This window comes from Streptomyces tagetis (assembly GCF_018069565.1).
In the GTDB taxonomy this organism is placed as follows: domain Bacteria; phylum Actinomycetota; class Actinomycetes; order Streptomycetales; family Streptomycetaceae; genus Streptomyces; species Streptomyces tagetis.
Map to the genome: position 1 here is coordinate 1,183,250 of NZ_JAGPNL010000001.1, position 16,760 is coordinate 1,200,009.

The window sequence follows — 16,760 nt, forward strand, 5'->3', positions numbered from 1 at the left end:
CCTCACGGGGACGGCGGGGAGTAGAGGGGGAGGCGGGGGTCGACCGGCTGCTCGGGCCACGTCTCGCGGACCCAGGCGTGGTCGGGGTGGTCGCAGATCAGCCAGGCGCGTTCGGTCTCGGGGCCGGCCATGACGTTGAGGTAGTACATGTGGTGGCCGGGTACGGCCATCGACGGCCCGTGCCAGCCGTCGGGGATGAGGACGACGTCCCCGTCGCGCACCTCGGCCAGCACGTCCGTGCCCCGGCCCTGGCCGGAGGGGGAGACCCGCTGGTAGCCGAGGCCGGGGATGCCGTCGTGGGCGGCGAACTCGAAGTAGTAGACCTCCTCCAGCACGGACTCCTCGCCGGGGCGGTGCTCGTCGTGCTTGTGCGGCGGGAAGGAGGACCAGTTGCCGCCCGGCGTGATCACCTCGACCGCGATGAGCTTGTCGCACTCGAAGACGCCGGCGGCGGCGAAGTTGTTGACCTGCCGGGAGCAGGAGCCGGTGCCGCGCAGCTCCACCGGTACGGCCCTGGCGGGCACGTACCGCGCGGGCAGGCGGCGGTCGCAGCGGGCCCCGGTGAGCGCGAACCGGCCGCCGTCGGCCGAGGTCACGGTGGTCCGGGCGTCGCGCGGCACGTACGCGAAGTCCGTGACGCCCTCGAACACGCTCGTCCGGCCGGTGAGTTCGAAGTCGGCGGGGCCGTCGACGCCGGTGGTGGCGACGGTGCAGCCGCCGGTCAGCGGGAGGACGATCCACTCGCTGTCGCCGCTGTGGAAGGTGTGTTCGCCGCCGGGCTCCAGATGGAGCACGCGCAGGCTGGAGTGGCTCCAGCCGGCCCGCTCCGGTGTCACGTCGACGGCGTAGGCGCCGCTCGCCGCCCGGCCCGCCGGAAGGTGGTGGGTCATCTCGCTCCGTCTTTCTCGTATGCCTGCGTGGTGTCTCTTCCCCGGCCGCGCCGCCGGGCCCGCCCGGCGGGCTCCGGCCGTACGCCGCTCCGGTGAACCCCGGCACCGGGCCGGACCGGGGCCGGGGCCCCCGCCCCGGGTACGTCCCTCACAGCAGCCCGACCGCCGTGTCCACCGCCTCCTCCACCGTGCCCTCGGCCGGGTAGAGCAGGGAGCGGCCGACGACCATGCCCTGCACGGTGGGCAGCCGCAGCGCCTTGCGCCAGCGTTCGTAGGCGGCGGCCTGCCCGCCGGGGCCGCCGCCTATGTCGCCGCCGAGCAGCACGGCCGGCAGCGTCGACGTCTCCAGGACCTCGCCCATGTCCTCCGGGTCCTCGGTGACGGGCAGTTTCAGCCAGGTGTAGGCGGAGGTGCCGCCGAGCCCGGAGGCGACGGCGATGGACCGGGTCACCGCCTCCGCGGACAGGTCGTTGCGGACCGCGCCCCCGGTGCGGCGGGCGATGAACGGCTCGACGAAGACCGGCAGTCGGCGCTCGGCCATCGCGTCGACCGCCCGCGCCGAGGACTCCAGCGTGGCGAGCGAGCCCGGGTCCTCGTAGTCGATGCGCAGCAGCAGCTTGCCCGCGTCGAAGCGGAGCCGGGCGATGTCCTCGGCGCGGTGGCCGGTGAAGCGGTCGTCCATCTCGAAGGCGGCGCCCGCGAGTCCGCCGCGGTTCATCGAGCCCATGACGACCTTGTTCTCCAGCGCCCCGAGCAGCAGCAGGTCCTCCAGCACGTCGGCGGTGGCGAGCACCCCGTCGACGCCGGGCCGCGACAGCGCGGTGCACAGGCGTTCCAGCAGGTCGGCCCGGTTGGCCATGGCGAGCCGGCGGTCGCCGACGCCGAGCGAGCCCCGCGCCGGGTGGTCGGCGGCGACGATCATCAGGCGGCCGGAGTCGCCGATCAGCGGGCGGCGCACCCGGCGGGCGGCGGCCTCGGCGATCGCCTCCGGATGCCGGACGCGGACCGCGGTGAGGTCGGGGATGCTGAGGGACACGAAGGGGCTCCGTTCAGGGAGTGGCACGCGCGAGGAGGTCGTCGATCTCGGCCGGTGTGGGCATGGCGGAGGAGCAGGCGAGGCGGGAGGCGACGAGCGCGCCGGCCGCGTTGGCGGAGCGCATGGTGCGCTCCAGGTCCCAGCCGGAGAGGAGTCCGTGGCAGAGCGAGCCGCCGAACGCGTCGCCCGCGCCGAGGCCGTTGACCACCTCGACCGGCACCGGCGGCACCTCGGCCGACGTCCCGTCGCGGTGCACGGCGAGGACGCCCCGGGGGCCCTGTTTGACGACGGCCAGTTCCACGCCGGCCGCGAGCAGGGCCTCGGCGCAGGCGCGGGGTTCGCGTACGCCGGTGGCGATCTCGCACTCGTCGAGGTTGCCGACCGCGACGGTCGCGTGGCGCAGCGCCTCGGCGTAGTACGGGCGGGCCTGGTCCGGGTCCTTCCAGAACATGGGCCGCCAGTCCAGGTCGAAGACGGTGGTGCCGGCGCGGGCGCGGTGGGCGAGGGCGGCGAGCGTCGCGCCGCGGCTCGGCTCCTCGCAGAGGCCGGTGCCGGTGATCCAGAAGACGCGGGCCGCGGCGATCGCGGCGAGGTCCAGCTCCTCGGCGTGGATCTCCAGGTCGGGGGCCTTGGGACGGCGGTAGAAGTAGAGCGGGAAGTCGTCCGGCGGGAAGATCTCGCAGAAGGTGACCGGGGTCGGCAGGCCGTCGACCGGGGTGACCCAGCGGTCGTCCACGCCGAACTCCTTGAGGGCCTGGTGGAGATACGTGCCGAAGGGGTCGTCGCCCGTCCGGGTGATGACGGCCGTGGTGCGGCCGAGGCGGGCGGCGGCCACGGCCACGTTCGCGGCCGAGCCGCCGAGGAACTTGCCGAAGGTCTCCACCTGGGAGAGGGGGACTCCTGTCTGCAAAGGGTAGAGATCAACCCCGATGCGACCCATCGTGATCAGATCGAAATGCTGCGCTGACTCGGTCATGTGCGACGCTCCTGAGGCTGGGCGGGGGCCTGCCGCCTCTCAGGTGTAGGACCCCGGGGCCGACCCTGTCAATAGTTTGTAGTTACATAAGGACATGCTAGTGAAGTGATGTCTTGACAAAGTATTGACAGCGGGCGCCTCAAGGGCTTGTATCCGGTCCCAGCGCAACAGCCTTTTTCCCCTGGCACACGGTCTCCCGTCGCACAGTGAGGTACAGGAAAGATGGTCCGCTCGTCGCACCCCCGCTCCCGCCGAATCGCCCCCGCAGTGGCCGTGTTCGCGGCCGCCGCACTGACCCTCGCGGGCTGCTCCAGCAGTTCGGGCGGGAAGAAGTCCGAGGAAGGAGGCTCCACTTCCGCCGCCGGCACGGCGGACACCCCCCGGATGACGGTCGCCCTCGTCACCCACCAGGGGCCGGGTGACACCTTCTGGGACATCGTCCGCAAGGGCGCCGAGGCCGCCGCCGCCAAGGACAACATCAAGCTGGTCTACTCCGCCGACCCCAACGCCGGCAACCAGGCCAACCTGGTGCAGAACGCCATCGACCAGAAGGTCGACGGCATAGCGGTGACCCTCGCCAAGCCGGACGCCCTCAAGGGGGTCCTCGCCAAGGCCGGCCAGGCCGGCATACCCGTGGTCGGCCTCAACTCCGGCCTCGGGGACTGGCAGGACCTCGGACTGCTGGAGTTCTTCGGCCAGGACGAGAGCGTGGCCGGCGAGGCGTTCGGCAAGAAGCTGAACGACGTCGGCTCCAAGAAGGCCGTCTGCGTCATCCACGAACAGGGCAACGTGGGTCTCACCCAGCGCTGTGACGGGGCGAAGAAGACCTTCCGCGGCACGCTCGACACCCTCTACGTCAACGGCACCGACATGCCGTCCGTGAAGTCGACGATCATCGCCAAGCTCAAGCAGGACAGCGGCATCGACCACGTCGTCACGCTCGGCGCCCCCTTCGCCATGACGGCCGTGCAGTCGGTCGCCGACGCCGGCAGCAAGGCGAAGATCGCCACCTTCGACCTCAACAAGGACCTGACCGGCGCCATCGAGAAGGACGAGATCGAGTTCGCCGTCGACCAGCAGCCCTACCTCCAGGGCTACCTGGCCGTCGACGGCCTGTGGCTGCACAAGAACAACGGCAACTACAGCGGCGGCGGCGAGCAGCCGGTGCTGACCGGTCCGGCCTTCGTCGACAAGTCCAACGTGAAGGCCGTCGCCGAGTTCGCCGCGAAGGGCACCCGGTGATGAGCGTGACCCGACAGGCCGAGCCGGCGGTGACCCCACCGCCGGCTCCCGGCCCGGGGCAGTCCGACGGACGCACCAGGCAGCGCTCGCTGCCGGTGCGTCTGCTCGCCCGGCCCGAGGTCGGGGTCTTCCTCGGCGCCGTCGCCGTCTTCGTCTTCTTCCTGTTCGCCGCGCCCGCGGTCCGCCAGGGCGGCTCGATGGCGACCGTGCTCTACCAGGCGTCGACCATCGGCATCATGGCGCTGCCGGTCGCGCTGCTGATGATCGGCGGCGAGTTCGACCTGTCGGCCGGCGTCGCCGTCGTCACCTCGGCCCTGACCGCGAGCATGCTCAGCTACCAACTGACCATGAACGTGTGGGCCGGGGTGATCGTCGCCCTCGCCGTCTCCCTCGGCGTCGGCGCCTTCAACGGCTGGGTGCTCGTACGCACCGGACTGCCCAGTTTCCTGGTGACGCTCGGGACCTTCCTGATCCTCCAGGGAGTGAACCTCGCGGTCACCAAACTGGTCACCGGCAACGTTGCCACCGACGACATCAGCGACATGGAGGGCTTCGCCCAGGCCAAGGCGTTCTTCGCCTCCTCCTTCGACCTCGGCGGCGTCCAGGTGAAGATCACCGTCGTGTGGTGGCTGGTCTTCGCCGCGCTCGCCACCTGGGTGCTGCTGCGCACCAAGTACGGCAACTGGATCTTCGCCGTCGGCGGCAGCCGCGAGTCCGCCCGCGCGGTCGGCGTCCCCGTCACCTTCACCAAGATCACGCTGTTCATGCTGGTCGGCTTCGGCGCCTGGTTCGTCGGCATGCACCAGCTCTTCTCCTTCAACACCGTGCAGTCCGGCGAGGGCGTCGGCCAGGAGCTGATCTACATCGCCGCGGCGGTGATCGGCGGCTGCCTGCTGACCGGCGGCTACGGCTCGGCCATCGGCCCGGTCTTCGGCGCCTTCATGTTCGGCATGGTGAACCAGGGCATCGTCTACGCCGGCTGGAACCCCGACTGGTTCAAGGCGTTCCTCGGTGTGATGCTCCTCGGAGCCGTCCTCATCAATCTGTGGGTCCGCCGCGCGGCGACCCGGAGGTGATCGGAAATGACCAGCACCACCCCCGGCGGCCGGACGGCCGTCCACCCGTCACCCGGGTCCGGGGAGGACGCCCCGCCCCTCGTCGAGCTGCGCGCCGCCGGCAAGTCCTACGGCAACGTCCGGGCCCTGCACGGGGTCGACCTCGCCGTCCACCCCTCCCGGGTGACCTGCGTCCTCGGCGACAACGGGGCCGGCAAGTCCACCCTCATCAAGATCATCTCCGGGCTCCACCAGCACACCGAGGGCGAGTTCCTCGTCGACGGCGAGCCGGTGCGCTTCTCCAGCCCCCGCGACGCCCTCGCCCGCGGCATCGCCACCGTCTACCAGGACCTGGCGACGGTGCCGCTGATGCCGGTGTGGCGCAACTTCTTCCTCGGCTCCGAGATGACCAAGGGCCCCTGGCCCGTACGCCGCCTCGACATCGCCCGCATGAAGCGGACGGCCGACGAGGAACTGCGCAACATGGGCATCGTCCTGGACGACCTGGAACAGCCCATCGGCACGCTCTCCGGCGGACAGCGCCAGTGCGTGGCCATCGCCCGCGCCGTCTACTTCGGCGCCCGCGTCCTCATCCTCGACGAGCCCACCGCCGCCCTCGGCGTCAAGCAGTCCGGCGTGGTCCTCAAGTACATCGCCGCCGCCCGTGAACGCGGACTCGGCGTCATCTTCATCACCCACAACCCGCACCACGCCTACCTGGTCGGCGACCACTTCAGCGTGCTGCGCCTGGGCACCCTCGAACTGAGCGCCCCCCGGGACCGCATCACTCTCGAAGAGCTGACCAACCACATGGCGGGCGGCGCCGAACTCGCCGCGCTCAAGCACGAACTGGCCCAGGTCGGCGGCGTCGACGTCGCCGCGCTCCCGGAAGCGGGGGAGGTGTCCGCGCCCGCCGGGGACGGTGCCCCCGAGTCCGCGGCCCCCGCCGCCTCCGCCGCGTCCACGAACGCCGAAGGGAAGCCCTGACATGCCCCCTGCCCTGGACCGCATCCGCGTCGGCTCGGCCCCCGACTCCTGGGGCGTCTGGTTCCCCGACGACCCCCGGCAAGTCCCCTGGGAACGCTTCCTGGACGAGGTCTCCGAGGCCGGCTACGAGTGGATCGAACTCGGCCCCTACGGCTACCTGCCCACCGACCCGGCCCGGCTCGCCGACGAGGTGGCCCGGCGCGGCCTGCGGGTCTCCGCCGGCACGATCTTCTGCGGACTGCACCGCGGCCCCTCCGAGTGGGACGCCACCTGGGAGCAGGTCTCCCGCGTCGCCTCCCTCACCCGGGCCATGGACGCCGGGTACCTCGTCGTCATCCCGTCCTTCTGGCGCGACGACAAGACCGCCGAGATCCTGGAGCCGCCGGAGCTGACCCGCGAGCAGTGGGGCGACCTGACCACGGGCATGGAACGGCTCGGCCGCCGGGTGAAGGAGACGTACGGGCTGGACATCGTCGTCCACCCGCACGCCGACACCCACATCGACACCGAGGAGCACGTCGAACGCTTCCTCGACTCCACCGACTCCGGCCTGGTCTCCCTCTGCCTGGACACCGGTCACTACGCCTACTGCGGCGGGGACAGCGTCAAGCTGATCGAGACCTACGGGGAGCGCATCGGCTACCTCCACCTCAAGCAGGTCGACCCGGAGATCCTCGCCGGCGTCCGCGCCGAGGGCGTGCCGTTCGGGCCCGCCGTGCAGCGCGGGGTGATGTGCGAACCCCCGGGCGGCGTACCGGAGCTGGGGCCGGTGCTCACGGCGGCGCAGCGGCTCGGCGTGGACCTGTTCGCCATCGTGGAGCAGGACATGTACCCCTGCGAGCCGGACAAGCCCCTCCCCATCGCCGTCCGCACCCGCCGCTTCCTGCGCTCCTGCGGCGCCTGAACCCGGCCCGGAGCGCACCCGGCACCGACACGGCCCCGGCGGAGGAACCGCCGGGGCCGTGTCGTGCGCGTGGGGGCGCCGGTCAGGCCGTGCGGACCTCCGCGAGGGCGACCGGGCGGTGCTCGCGCAGCGACAGCGCGCACGCCTCGGCGATCCACCCCGCCTCCAGGGCGTCCGCGACGGTGCACGGCGAGGGGCGGGTGCCGGCGGCGACCTCGGTGAACGCGGTCAGCTCGGCGCGGTAGGCGGCGGCGAAGCGGTCCATGAAGAAGTCGTGCGGCACCCCCGCCGGGAACCGCGCCCCGGGCTCCACCGAACGCAGCGGCAGCCGGTCCTCCAGCCCCACCGCGATGGAGTCCGCGAAGCCGTGCAGTTCCATCCGCACGTCGTAACCCCGGGCGTTGTGGCGGCTGTTGGAGACCACGGCGAGGGTGCCGTCGTCCAGGGTGAGCACCGCGCCCACGGTGTCCGCGTCCCCGGCCTGACGGATGTGGGCGGCGCCCCGGTTGCCGCCGACGGCGTACACCTCGCGCACCTCGCGGCCGGTCACCCAGCGGATGACGTCGAAGTCGTGCACCGAGCAGTCCCGGAAGATGCCGCCCGAGGCGGCGACGTACGCGGCCGGCGGCGGCGCCGGGTCGAGCGTGACCGCCCGTACGGTGTGCAGCGGGCCCAGCGTGCCCGCGCGCACCGCCTCCCGCGCCGCCGTGAAACCGGGGTCGAAACGGCGCTGGTAGCCGATCTGCACCGGCACCCCGCCGCCCTCGGTCACCCGGAGCACCTCGACGCCCTCCGCCATGGTGCGGGCGACGGGCTTCTCGCAGAAGACCGGCACCCCCGCCTCGACCGCGGCGCGGATCAGGCCCGGATGGGCGTCGGTCGCGGCGGCGATCACCACCGCGTCCACCCCGGCGGAGAGCACCGCCTCGGGCGAGTCCGCCACCTCGGCGCCGAACCGCTCCGCCGCGGCCTTGGCGGCGTCCATGAGCGGGTCGGCGACGACGAGCGAGCCGACGGTGTCGAGTGCGGAGAGGGTCTCGGCGTGGAAGGCGCCGATGCGGCCGAGGCCGAGAATGCCGATACGCATGCGGATGCTGCTCCTCGTGTGGAATCGCCGCCGGACGGTCCGGCGGGCGGCGGCGTGGTCAGTCGAGTCCTCCCAGGACGTTCTGGTCCCAGTCGATCACCGAGCCGGTGACGACTCCGGACCGGTCCGAGAGCAGCAGGACCACGAAGTCGGCGATCTCGTCGGGACGGCCCAGCCGGCCCATCGGCAGCCGCTCGGCGGCCCGCTCGCGCCAGTCGTCCCCGGCCCCGTGGAAGGCGCGCTGGGTCGCGTCCTCGCCCTCGGTCGCCGTCCAGCCGATGTTCAGGCCGTTGATCCGCACCCGGTCCCAGCGGTGCGCGTGCGCGGCGTTGCGGGTCAGCCCCGTGAGACCGGCCTTCGCGGCGACGTACGGGGCCAGGAACGGCTGCCCGCCGTGCGCCGAGGAGGTGATGACGTTGACGATCGTGCCCGGCGCCTCGCGGCGCACCATGTCCGCGACCGCCGCCTGCATGGCGAAGAACGGCGCCCGCAGGTTGACCGCGATGTGCCGGTCGAACAGCTCGGGGGTGGTGTCCAGCAGCGTGCCCCGAGAGGTCAGGCCGGCCGCGTTCACCAGGCAGTCGACGCGGCCGTGGACCGCCACGACCCGGGCCACGGCGTCCCGCGCCGCCTCGGCCCGCGCGAGGTCGGCGTGTACGTACACCGCCTCGCCGCCCGCTGCCGTCAGCTCGGCCACCAGCGCCTCGCCGGGCTCCGGGCGCCGGCCGGTGACGGCCACGGCCGCCCCCTCGCGTACCGCGGCCCGCGCGACGGCGGCGCCGACGCCCTGGGTGCCGCCGTTGACGAGGACGATCTTCCCGTCCAGGAGTCCCACGAGCGCCCCTCAGCCCCTGCGCCGTACGCCGCCGCGCAGCGCCTCGCGCAGGGCGTCCGGCGCCCACTCCTCGCGCAGCGCCCGCCGCACCAGGTCCGCCTGGGAGGCCGGGGCGAGCCCGTCGACCGGCGGGTCGGTGTCCAGATCGGTGGGGAAGGGATAGCCCTCGGCGCTCGCGGCGACCACGTTCTCCAGCGCGCGTGCGTCGGCGCCCTGGGCGCGGCGGCGCAGCAGCACCGGGTAGACGGCGTTCACCACCGCCTCCCGGTCCACGCGCTCCATCGCCCGGCCGAAGGCCGAGGAGACCTGGAGCAGGTTGGCCATGCGCCGCACGTCGGCGGACCGGTTGGTGCCGGCGCCGTGGAAGAGCGCCGGGTTGAAGAAGACCGCGTCGCCCTTGGCCAGCGGCAGTTGGACGTGGCGCTCCGCGAAGTACTCCCGGAACTCCGGCCGCCGCCAGGCCAGATAGCCCGCCTCGAACTTCTGCGAGTGCGGCAGGTACATCGTCGGACCCGACTCCACGGGCATGTCGCGGTGCGCGACCGCGCCCTGGAGGGTGAGCGCGGGGGAGAGGCGGTGCACGTGCGCCGGGTAGGCGGCGGCCACCTCGTCGGAGAGGAAACCGAGGTGGTAGTCGCGGTGCGGGGTCTGCGCGGCGCCGCCCGGGTTGACCACGTTGACCTGCGAGGTGACCTGGTAGCCGGGGCCGAGCCAGGCCGTGGAGACGAGGGCGAGGGCGTCGTTGGCGTAGTAGTCGGCGAACGCCTCCGGATCGTGCAGCGCCGCCTTCTCCAGCGCGTTCCACACCCGGTCGTTGGCGCCGGGCGCGGCGAAGTGGTCGCCGGCCGCGGTGCCCGAGGCGCGCTGGGCGGCGATCAGGGCGTCGAACACGGCGGTGGCCCGGTCGACGACGTCCGGGTCCGGGAAGGCGCCCCGCAGCACGACGATGCCGGGACCGTCGGCCAGGGCGTGGACCAGCTCGTCCGCCGCCCCGGGGCGCTCGCGCAGCCCGGCCGCCTCGTAGACGGGGACGTTCTGCTCGATGGACGAGGCGAGCGGGTGGGCGGCCGGGTCGGTGGGCCGCTCGACGAGGGCGCGGAAGGCGTCGAGGTCGCAGTCGCGGGCGCAGAGCCAGGCGCGGCGGGCGGAGACGGAAGGCGAGGACATCGTCGTCCTTTCGGTGACAGGGCCGACGGGATGCTGTCATTCTTGTCCGGACAAACGCTGCGAACAACCAGCAGGCATCCATCAAAAACCCCTCAGGAACACTCTGGGGAGCGGAAGGAGCCGGTGATGGGCCACCCCTTCCCGATCAGGGAGATCGCACGTCAGGCCGGGCTGAGCGAGGCCACCGTCGACCGGGTCCTCAACGGCCGCGGCGGAGTCCGCGAGAGCACCGCACACGAGGTCCGCCGGGCCATCACCGACCTCGACCGCCAGCGCACCCAGGTCCGGCTGGTCGGCCGCACCTTCATGATCGACATCGTGATGCAGGCGCCGGACCGCTTCTCCACCGCCGTACGCGCCGCCCTGGAGGCCGAACTCCCCGCGCTGCGCCCCGCCGTCCTCCGCTCCCGCTACCACTTCCGCGAGACCGGCCCCGTCCGGGAGCTGACCGCCGTCCTGGACCGGATCGCCCGGCGCGGTTCCCAGGGCGTGATCCTCAAGGCCCCGGACGTCCCCGAGGTGGCCGACGCGGTGGGCCGGCTGACGGCGGCGGGCGTCCCCGTGGTCACGCTCGCCACCGACCTGCCCGCCAGCACCCGCCTCGCCTACGTCGGCATCGACAACCGGGCGGCCGGCGCGACCGCCGCCTACCTCGTCGGGCAGTGGCTGGGGGAGCGGCCCGGCCATGTGCTGACCAGCCTCAGCAGCGGCTTCTTCCGCAACGAGGAGGAACGGGAGATGGGCTTCCGCGCCGTCATGCGGGCCCACCACCCCGAGCGCGCCCTCGTCGAGATCGCCGAGGGCCAGGGCCTGGACGCCACCCAGTACGACCTGGTGCGCTCGGCGCTGGAACGCGACCCGGAGATCCGCGCCGTCTACTCGATGGGCGGCGGGAACATCGCCACGCTCCGCGCCTTCGCGGACCTCGGGCGCCCGTGCGCCGTCTTCGTCGCGCACGACCTCGACCAGGACAACACCCGCCTGCTGCGCGAGCACCGGCTCTCCGCCGTCCTCCACCACGACCTGCGGCACGATCTGCGCGAGGCGTGCCACACGGTGATGCGGGCCCACGACGCCCTGCCGCCCGCCGGCCCCGCGCCGGCCTCCGCCATCCAGGTCGTCACGCCCCACAACCTGCCGCCCGCCCCGGCGGGGTGACGGACGCGGGGGCGGCGCTCCACCGTGCGCCGCCGCGGTCAGGGCAGTGGCCGCTCCCACGCGCCGCTGTCGGCCGAGCGCGCCATCGCGTCCAGGACGGCCGCGCTGCGCACGGCGTCCGCGAGCGTGGCCCCGTACGGGATGTCCTCGGCGACCGAGCGCAGGAAGCGGTACGCCTCCACCACCTTGAGGTCGTCGTAGCCCATGGCGTTGGCGGCGCCCGGCTGGAACGCGGCGAACTCGCCGTGCCCCGGGCCGACGTGGACGGTGCTGACGGGCTGGTCCTGGTAGTCGGTGCCGCGGCTGACGCCCAGTTCGTTCATCCGCCGGAAGTCCCAGAAGACCGCGCCCCGCGTGCCGTGCACCTCGAAGCCGTAGCTGTTCTGCTCGCCGACCGAGACCCGGCACGCCTCCAGGACCCCGCGGGCGCCGGAGGCGAAGCGCAGCAGGCAGGAGACGTAGTCCTCGTTCTCCACCGGGCCCGACACGCCGCCCGCCGCGCGGGCGTGACCGGCCGTCGCGGAGGCGGGGCGGGCCCGCTCGGGCACGAAGACGGCGGTGTCGGCGCAGAGGGAGGCGATGTCGCCGAGCAGGAACCAGGCCAGGTCGGCGCCGTGCGAGGCCAGATCGCCCAGGACTCCGCTGCCGCCGCGCTCGCGCTCGTAACGCCAGGTCAGGGCCCCCTCGGGGTGGGCCGCGTAATCGCTGAAGAAACGGAAGCGGGCGTGCGTGACGGTGCCGATGTCACCGGCGGCGATCAGCTCGCGGGCGGCCTCGACGGCGGGCGCGTTGCGGTAGTTGAAGCCGACCGCGCCCCGCACCCCGGCCGCGGCGACCGCGTCGGCGACCGCGTGGGCGTCGCCGGTGGTCAGGCCGACCGGCTTCTCGATCCACAGGTGCTTGCCGGCCTCGGCCATCGTGACGCCGATCTCGCGGTGCAGGAAGTTCGGGGCGGTGACGCTGACGGCCGCGATGCGCGGATCGGCGGCCACCTCGCGCCAGTCGCGGGTCGCGGAGGCGAAGCCGAACCGGTCGGCGGCCTCCTCGGCCCGCCCCGGCACCTCGTCGGCCACCGTCACCAGCTCCGGACGCAGCGGAAGGCCGGGATAGTGGTGCCGTACGCGCGCGTACGCCTGGGTGTGCACACGGCCCATCCAGCCGAAACCGACGACGGCGACGCCCAGCGCATCCACCATGAAGAGCCCCTCTGCGGACCGGTCCAGTCACTGACCCGCTCACCCTGAGCGGCCCCCACCGGTCCTGTCAACCGTTTGACAGGACATGGGCCGGGTCCACGCCTTCGCCCGGCGTCCCGGTCCCAGGTCCGCCGATTCGGTGAACAATATTGTTGACAATCCTGTCGCGCCGGATCTAGGTTCGACGGCACTCGGCAAGGGAGGACGCACCCGCCGAACCAGGACCCTCCGAGGGGGCAGGGCTCCGCGCGGGCTGCCCCCGGTCCGCCGAGACGGCACCGACACCGCCCACCATCCAGGAGACCGTCATGACTCCGCCGCTCGGTGACATCGCCCACCTCGGACACACCCAGCTCTTCACTCCCGACCTGGACGCCAGCGTCGCCTTCTTCACCGACTACCTCGGCCTGACCGTCAACGGGCAGGGCGGCGACACCGTCTACCTGCGCACCTACGACGACTACGAGCACCACAGCCTGGTCCTCACCGCCCGCGAGCGGCCCGGCCTCGGCCGGCTCGCGCTGCGCGCCTCCGGCGAGGAGGCCCTCCGGCGCCGCGTGGCCGCCCTGGAGGCGGCGGGCCGGCCCGGACGGTGGGTCGAGGACGAGCCCGGCATCGGCAGGCTCTACCTCACCGCCGACCCCGACGGGCACGAGCACGCCCTGTACTGGGAGAGCGAGCACTACGAGGCGCCCGAGGAGCTGAGGCCGGCGCTGAAGAACCAGCCGCAGGCCAGGCCCAACCGCGGGGTCGGCGTGCGCCGGCTGGACCACGTCAACTTCCTCGCCGCCGACGTGCTCGCCAACGCCGAGTTCCAGCAGGAGCTGCTCGGCGCCCGGCCGACCGAGCAGATCCGGCTCGACAGCGGCAGGATCGCGGCGCGCTGGCTCACCTTCACCGCCAAGTCCTACGACGTCGTCTACACCGAGGACCGGACCGGCTCGAAGGGCCGCCTCCACCACGTCGCCTTCGCCACCGACACCCGCGAGGACATCCTGCGCGCGGCCGATCTCGCCATCGACACCGGCGTGTTCATCGAGACCGGGCCGCACAAGCACGCCATCCAGCAGACGTTCTTCCTCTATGTCTACGAACCGGGCGGCAACCGCGTCGAGTTGTGCAACCCGCTCACCCGCCTGGTGCTGGCGCCCGACTGGCCGCTGATCACCTGGACCGAGGCCGAGCGGTCCAAGGGCCAGGCGTGGGGGCTGAAGACCATCGAGTCCTTCCACACCCACGGCACCCCGCCGGTCGCCTGACACCGGCCGCACCGCCGCCCAGGGGCGGGCCGCACCGCTTCCGTGCGCGGCCCGCCCCTTCGCCGTGTCCGGGCCTCACCGGGCCCGGCAGATTGTTGCTGAGAATGTTAACAAAACCGTTGACATGAGGAGGCGGGCTCCTTAGCGTCTGGCGCACGCCGGGCCGGGCCGCAGCGGACCGCGCGCAGGCCCGGTCCTCCCCGGCCCCCTCCAGGCACCGCCCACCCTGGACGAGAGGAAAACCGCGATGTCCTCCTCCCCCGCGCTGTCCGCCCGTGGCGGCGGACCGGCCCTGCTGGTCATCGGCCTGTGCTGGCTGGCCGTGCTCTTCGACGGCCTGGACATGTTCATCTACGGCTCGGTGCTGCCCCACATGCTCGCGGAGAAGGCCCTCGGCATCACCCCGGGCCAGGCCGGCGACCTCGGCGGCTACGCCACCTTCGGCATGCTGGTGGGCGCGCTCGCCGCGGGGACGGTCGCCGACCGGATCGGCCGCAAGAAGCTCATGGTCGGCTGCGTCGCGCTCTTCTCGCTGGCCTCCGGCGTCTGCGCGCTCTCGCCCACCGTGGCCGTCTTCGGGATCGGCCGCACGCTCGCCGGCATCGGCCTCGGCGGTCTGCTGCCCACGGCGATCAGCATGGTCACCGACTACGCCCCCCGCGGCCGGGCCGCGCTCACCATCGGCCTGCTGATGACCGCCCACCACGCCGGCGGCATCCTCTCCGCCTACGTGGCCCTCTGGATCGTCGAACCGCTCGGCTGGCGTGCCGCCTTCTGGGTCTGCGTGGCCCCGCTCCTCTTCGTCCCCGTGCTCGCCCGGTTCCTGCCCGAGTCGCTGAGCTTCCTGGTCGCCCGGGGCCGCGCCGAACAGGCCCGCCACCTGGCCGCCCGCTACGAGGTCGACCTGCCCGCCGCCGGCCGGCCGGTCACCGGGTCCCGGTGGACCCACCTCGCCCGGCTCTTCCGCGAGGGCGAGTGGAAGCAGACCCTGCTCTACTGGCCGGCCTCCTTCGGCGGCCTGCTGCTCGTCTACGGCGTGGCCACCTGGCTGCCGACCCTGATGCGCGGCGAGGGGTACGAGCTGGGCTCCGCCCTCACCTTCGTCGTCCTGTTCAACCTCGGCGGCATCGTCGGCATGCTGATCGCCGGACGCGCCTCCGACCGCTTCGGGGCGCCGCGCGTCTCCGCGATCTGGTTCGCGCTGACCGCGGCGGGGGTCTTCCTGCTCAGCGTCCACATGCCGACGGCACTGACCTTCGCGGTGGTCTTCCTCACCGGCGTCTTCCTCAACAGCGCCCAGACCATGATCTACGCGACCGTGGCGATCGGCTCCTCCCCGGCCGACCGGGCCACGGCTGTCGGCTGGACCTCGGGCATGGGCCGCTTCGGCGCGGTCTTCGGCCCCTGGCTCGGCGGACAGTTGCTCGCCGCGGACAAGGGGGAGTGGGGCTTCACGGCGTTCGCCCTCGCCGGGGTGTCGTCCACGGTCTTCATCGGCGCCGCCGCCCTGCGCACGGCCCGCCGCACCACCCCGGCGCCCACGGACCGGCCCCTGACCCCGGCCCCCTGACCGCGGCCCCCGACGCCGGGGGCGGGCCTCGCGGGCGGGGTCCGGCCACCGGGCCCCGCGGGGAGCGGCGTGACACCCCCGCGGAACATCACGACCCCCGGCGGACACGGCACCCCCGCCTCCCGGCCGCGAGGCCGTCTCGCGGCGCGATCGCCGGCCCGGCTCAGTCCCGGCCCATCCGGTCCTCCTCGGAGAGGTGCTCCACCGTCCTGCCGGTCTCCGTGAACGTGCGGGTCACATGGCCGGAGGAGTACACCCACAGGATGCGCAGCGGGACCGTGCCCACATTGCGGAACAGGTGCGGGATCGGCGAGGGGATGTACGTGGTGTCGAACCGCTCCAGCCGCGTCACCTCCCCGTCCACCCACACCTCCGCCTCGCCCTCCAGCACCGTCACGTGCTCGTCGCAGTTGTGCGAGTGCAACGGCGCCCCCGAGCCGACCGGGTAGACGCTCATGCCGCTCGTGATGCGGTTCTCCCCGCCCGCCGACGACGTCGTGATCAGGGGCGTGGTCGCCACCGACCCGCCCCGGTCCAGCAGGGGCACGGACGCGACCTTGACGATGGTGGTCATCCAGGGTTCCTCTCTCCTCGGACAGCGCCGGCCGATCTCCGTCGGACAACGCCGACCGACGTTAGGCCGCGCCCCGGCGAAACGGTGCCCTCCGGCATGCAGGTTTACGTTGCGCTACGAGAGGGGTGAGCATCATCCGCCCGGCTGTACCGTCACCTGTCACCGCAGGGTGTTCGACCCGTGGCAGACCCGCGCCGGAATGAAAAGGCAGGTATCGGCCAGATGAGGCTCCCCGTTCTCACCGAAGAGGAAATGGACCCGCGCCAGCAGGAGCTGGCCGCGAGGATCGCCGGCCGCCGCGGCGCGGTCCGCGGCCCGTTCCGGGTATGGCTGCACAGCGCGGAGATGTGCGAACGCGCCGAGTCGCTCGGCGCGTTCGCCCGCTTCGACTGCTCGCTCCCCCCGCACCTGCGCGAACTGACCCTGCTGATGGCGGCCCGCAACTGGGACGCCCAGTACTCGTGGAACGCGCACGTCCACCAGGCCGTCGAGGCCGGGATACCCGAGGCGGCCGTCAAGGCGATCGCCGAGAAGCGCGAGGCGGTCTTCGACAACGACGCCGACCAGGTGTTCTACCAGTTCTGCCGGGAGGTCCTGGAAGACCACTTCGTCGGCGACGAGACCTTCGCCGCCGCCCTCGCGCACTTCGGCGCCAAGTCCCTCGTCGACACCATCGGCGCGCTCGGCAACTTCACCATGCTCGGCATGTGCCTGAACACCTTCCAGGTGGACCTCCAGCCCGACCGGGAGCCCCCCTTCCCGGACGTCCGCGGATACGGCCGGACCGCCCCCGACACCGACCGGTCGCGGCCGTGACCTCCTCT

The 16,760-nt window shown here is 72.9% G+C and carries 16 protein-coding genes; 8 read left to right on the top strand and 8 right to left on the bottom strand.

The features are described 5' to 3' along the window. Positions 1–2: 2 nt before the first annotated feature. The 3 genes from iolB to iolC all read right to left on the bottom strand — a co-directional run bounded on the left by iolB (position 3) and on the right by iolC (position 2,902). Positions 3–890, bottom strand: coding sequence for a 5-deoxy-glucuronate isomerase (gene iolB / locus J5Y05_RS05090; protein ID WP_210868523.1), 888 nt, complete (start codon positions 888–890; stop codon positions 3–5). 148 nt (positions 891–1,038) lie between these two features. Then, positions 1,039–1,926, bottom strand: a complete 888-nt coding sequence (locus J5Y05_RS05095; RefSeq protein WP_210868524.1) for a Cgl0159 family (beta/alpha)8-fold protein — start codon at positions 1,924–1,926, stop codon at positions 1,039–1,041. A gap of 13 nt (positions 1,927–1,939) precedes the next feature. Further along, positions 1,940–2,902 carry a 5-dehydro-2-deoxygluconokinase gene (iolC, locus tag J5Y05_RS05100; protein WP_210868525.1) on the bottom strand — a complete coding sequence of 321 codons (963 nt, stop codon included), beginning with the start codon at positions 2,900–2,902 and terminating at the stop codon, positions 1,940–1,942. A 222-nt stretch (positions 2,903–3,124) separates the two neighbouring features. Here iolC and J5Y05_RS05105 point away from each other — a divergent pair, with 222 nt between their 5' ends. Genes J5Y05_RS05105 through J5Y05_RS05120 form a run of 4 tightly spaced genes read left to right on the top strand, consistent with a single transcriptional unit; the run spans position 3,125 to position 7,090 of the window. After that, a complete protein-coding gene (locus tag J5Y05_RS05105) occupies positions 3,125–4,144 on the top strand; it encodes a sugar ABC transporter substrate-binding protein (protein ID WP_210868526.1) in 1,020 nt (339 codons plus the stop codon). Next, entirely contained in the window at positions 4,144–5,220 is a 1,077-nt protein-coding gene (locus tag J5Y05_RS05110) for an ABC transporter permease (RefSeq protein WP_210868527.1), read from the top strand. Before J5Y05_RS05105 ends, J5Y05_RS05110 begins: the two co-directional genes overlap by 1 nt. Before the next feature lie 6 nt (positions 5,221–5,226). Beyond that, entirely contained in the window at positions 5,227–6,186 is a 960-nt protein-coding gene (locus tag J5Y05_RS05115) for an ATP-binding cassette domain-containing protein (protein WP_210868528.1), read from the top strand. 1 nt (position 6,187) lies between these two features. Then, complete coding sequence (locus tag J5Y05_RS05120) at positions 6,188–7,090, top strand: sugar phosphate isomerase/epimerase family protein (RefSeq protein WP_210868529.1); 903 nt, start codon at positions 6,188–6,190, stop codon at positions 7,088–7,090. An 82-nt stretch (positions 7,091–7,172) separates the two neighbouring features. Here J5Y05_RS05120 and J5Y05_RS05125 read toward each other — a convergent pair whose 3' ends face one another. The 3 genes from J5Y05_RS05125 to J5Y05_RS05135 are packed head-to-tail and all read right to left on the bottom strand — an operon-like array spanning position 7,173 to position 10,179. Continuing rightward, positions 7,173–8,177, bottom strand: a complete 1,005-nt coding sequence (locus J5Y05_RS05125; protein ID WP_210868530.1) for a Gfo/Idh/MocA family protein — start codon at positions 8,175–8,177, stop codon at positions 7,173–7,175. Between the two features lie 58 nt (positions 8,178–8,235). Beyond that, complete coding sequence (locus J5Y05_RS05130; protein WP_210868531.1) at positions 8,236–9,012, bottom strand: SDR family oxidoreductase; 777 nt, start codon at positions 9,010–9,012, stop codon at positions 8,236–8,238. Positions 9,013–9,021: 9 nt separating this feature from the next. After that, the gene (locus J5Y05_RS05135) at positions 9,022–10,179 is read right to left on the bottom strand and encodes a phytanoyl-CoA dioxygenase family protein (RefSeq protein WP_210868532.1); all 1,158 of its coding nucleotides are present in this window, start codon (positions 10,177–10,179) and stop codon (positions 9,022–9,024) included. Between the two features lie 126 nt (positions 10,180–10,305). Here J5Y05_RS05135 and J5Y05_RS05140 point away from each other — a divergent pair, with 126 nt between their 5' ends. Beyond that, positions 10,306–11,337, top strand: a complete 1,032-nt coding sequence (locus J5Y05_RS05140) for a LacI family DNA-binding transcriptional regulator (protein ID WP_210868533.1) — start codon at positions 10,306–10,308, stop codon at positions 11,335–11,337. Positions 11,338–11,375: 38 nt separating this feature from the next. On the opposite strand, the gene J5Y05_RS05145 is transcribed toward J5Y05_RS05140, so the two are convergent. Beyond that, on the bottom strand, positions 11,376–12,533 hold the full coding sequence (locus J5Y05_RS05145; RefSeq protein WP_210868534.1) for a Gfo/Idh/MocA family protein: 1,158 nt from the start codon (positions 12,531–12,533) through the stop codon (positions 11,376–11,378). 308 nt (positions 12,534–12,841) lie between these two features. Between J5Y05_RS05145 and J5Y05_RS05150 the strand changes: the two genes are divergently transcribed. Together J5Y05_RS05150 and J5Y05_RS05155 are read left to right on the top strand one after the other, a co-directional pair. After that, entirely contained in the window at positions 12,842–13,792 is a 951-nt protein-coding gene (locus J5Y05_RS05150) for a VOC family protein (RefSeq protein ID WP_210868535.1), read from the top strand. A 247-nt stretch (positions 13,793–14,039) separates the two neighbouring features. Continuing rightward, the gene (locus J5Y05_RS05155) at positions 14,040–15,362 is read left to right on the top strand and encodes an MFS transporter (RefSeq protein ID WP_210868536.1); all 1,323 of its coding nucleotides are present in this window, start codon (positions 14,040–14,042) and stop codon (positions 15,360–15,362) included. A gap of 163 nt (positions 15,363–15,525) precedes the next feature. Here the strand turns inward: J5Y05_RS05155 and J5Y05_RS05160 are convergent, their stop codons facing one another. Next, positions 15,526–15,936 (bottom strand): cupin domain-containing protein, encoded by a 411-nt coding sequence (locus J5Y05_RS05160; RefSeq protein ID WP_210868537.1) that lies wholly within the window; start codon positions 15,934–15,936, stop codon positions 15,526–15,528. 252 nt (positions 15,937–16,188) lie between these two features. Here J5Y05_RS05160 and J5Y05_RS05165 point away from each other — a divergent pair, with 252 nt between their 5' ends. Next, positions 16,189–16,752: a carboxymuconolactone decarboxylase family protein gene (locus tag J5Y05_RS05165; protein WP_210869711.1), complete on the top strand. Its 564-nt coding sequence runs from the start codon at positions 16,189–16,191 to the stop codon at positions 16,750–16,752. The last annotated feature ends 8 nt before the right edge of the window (positions 16,753–16,760 follow it).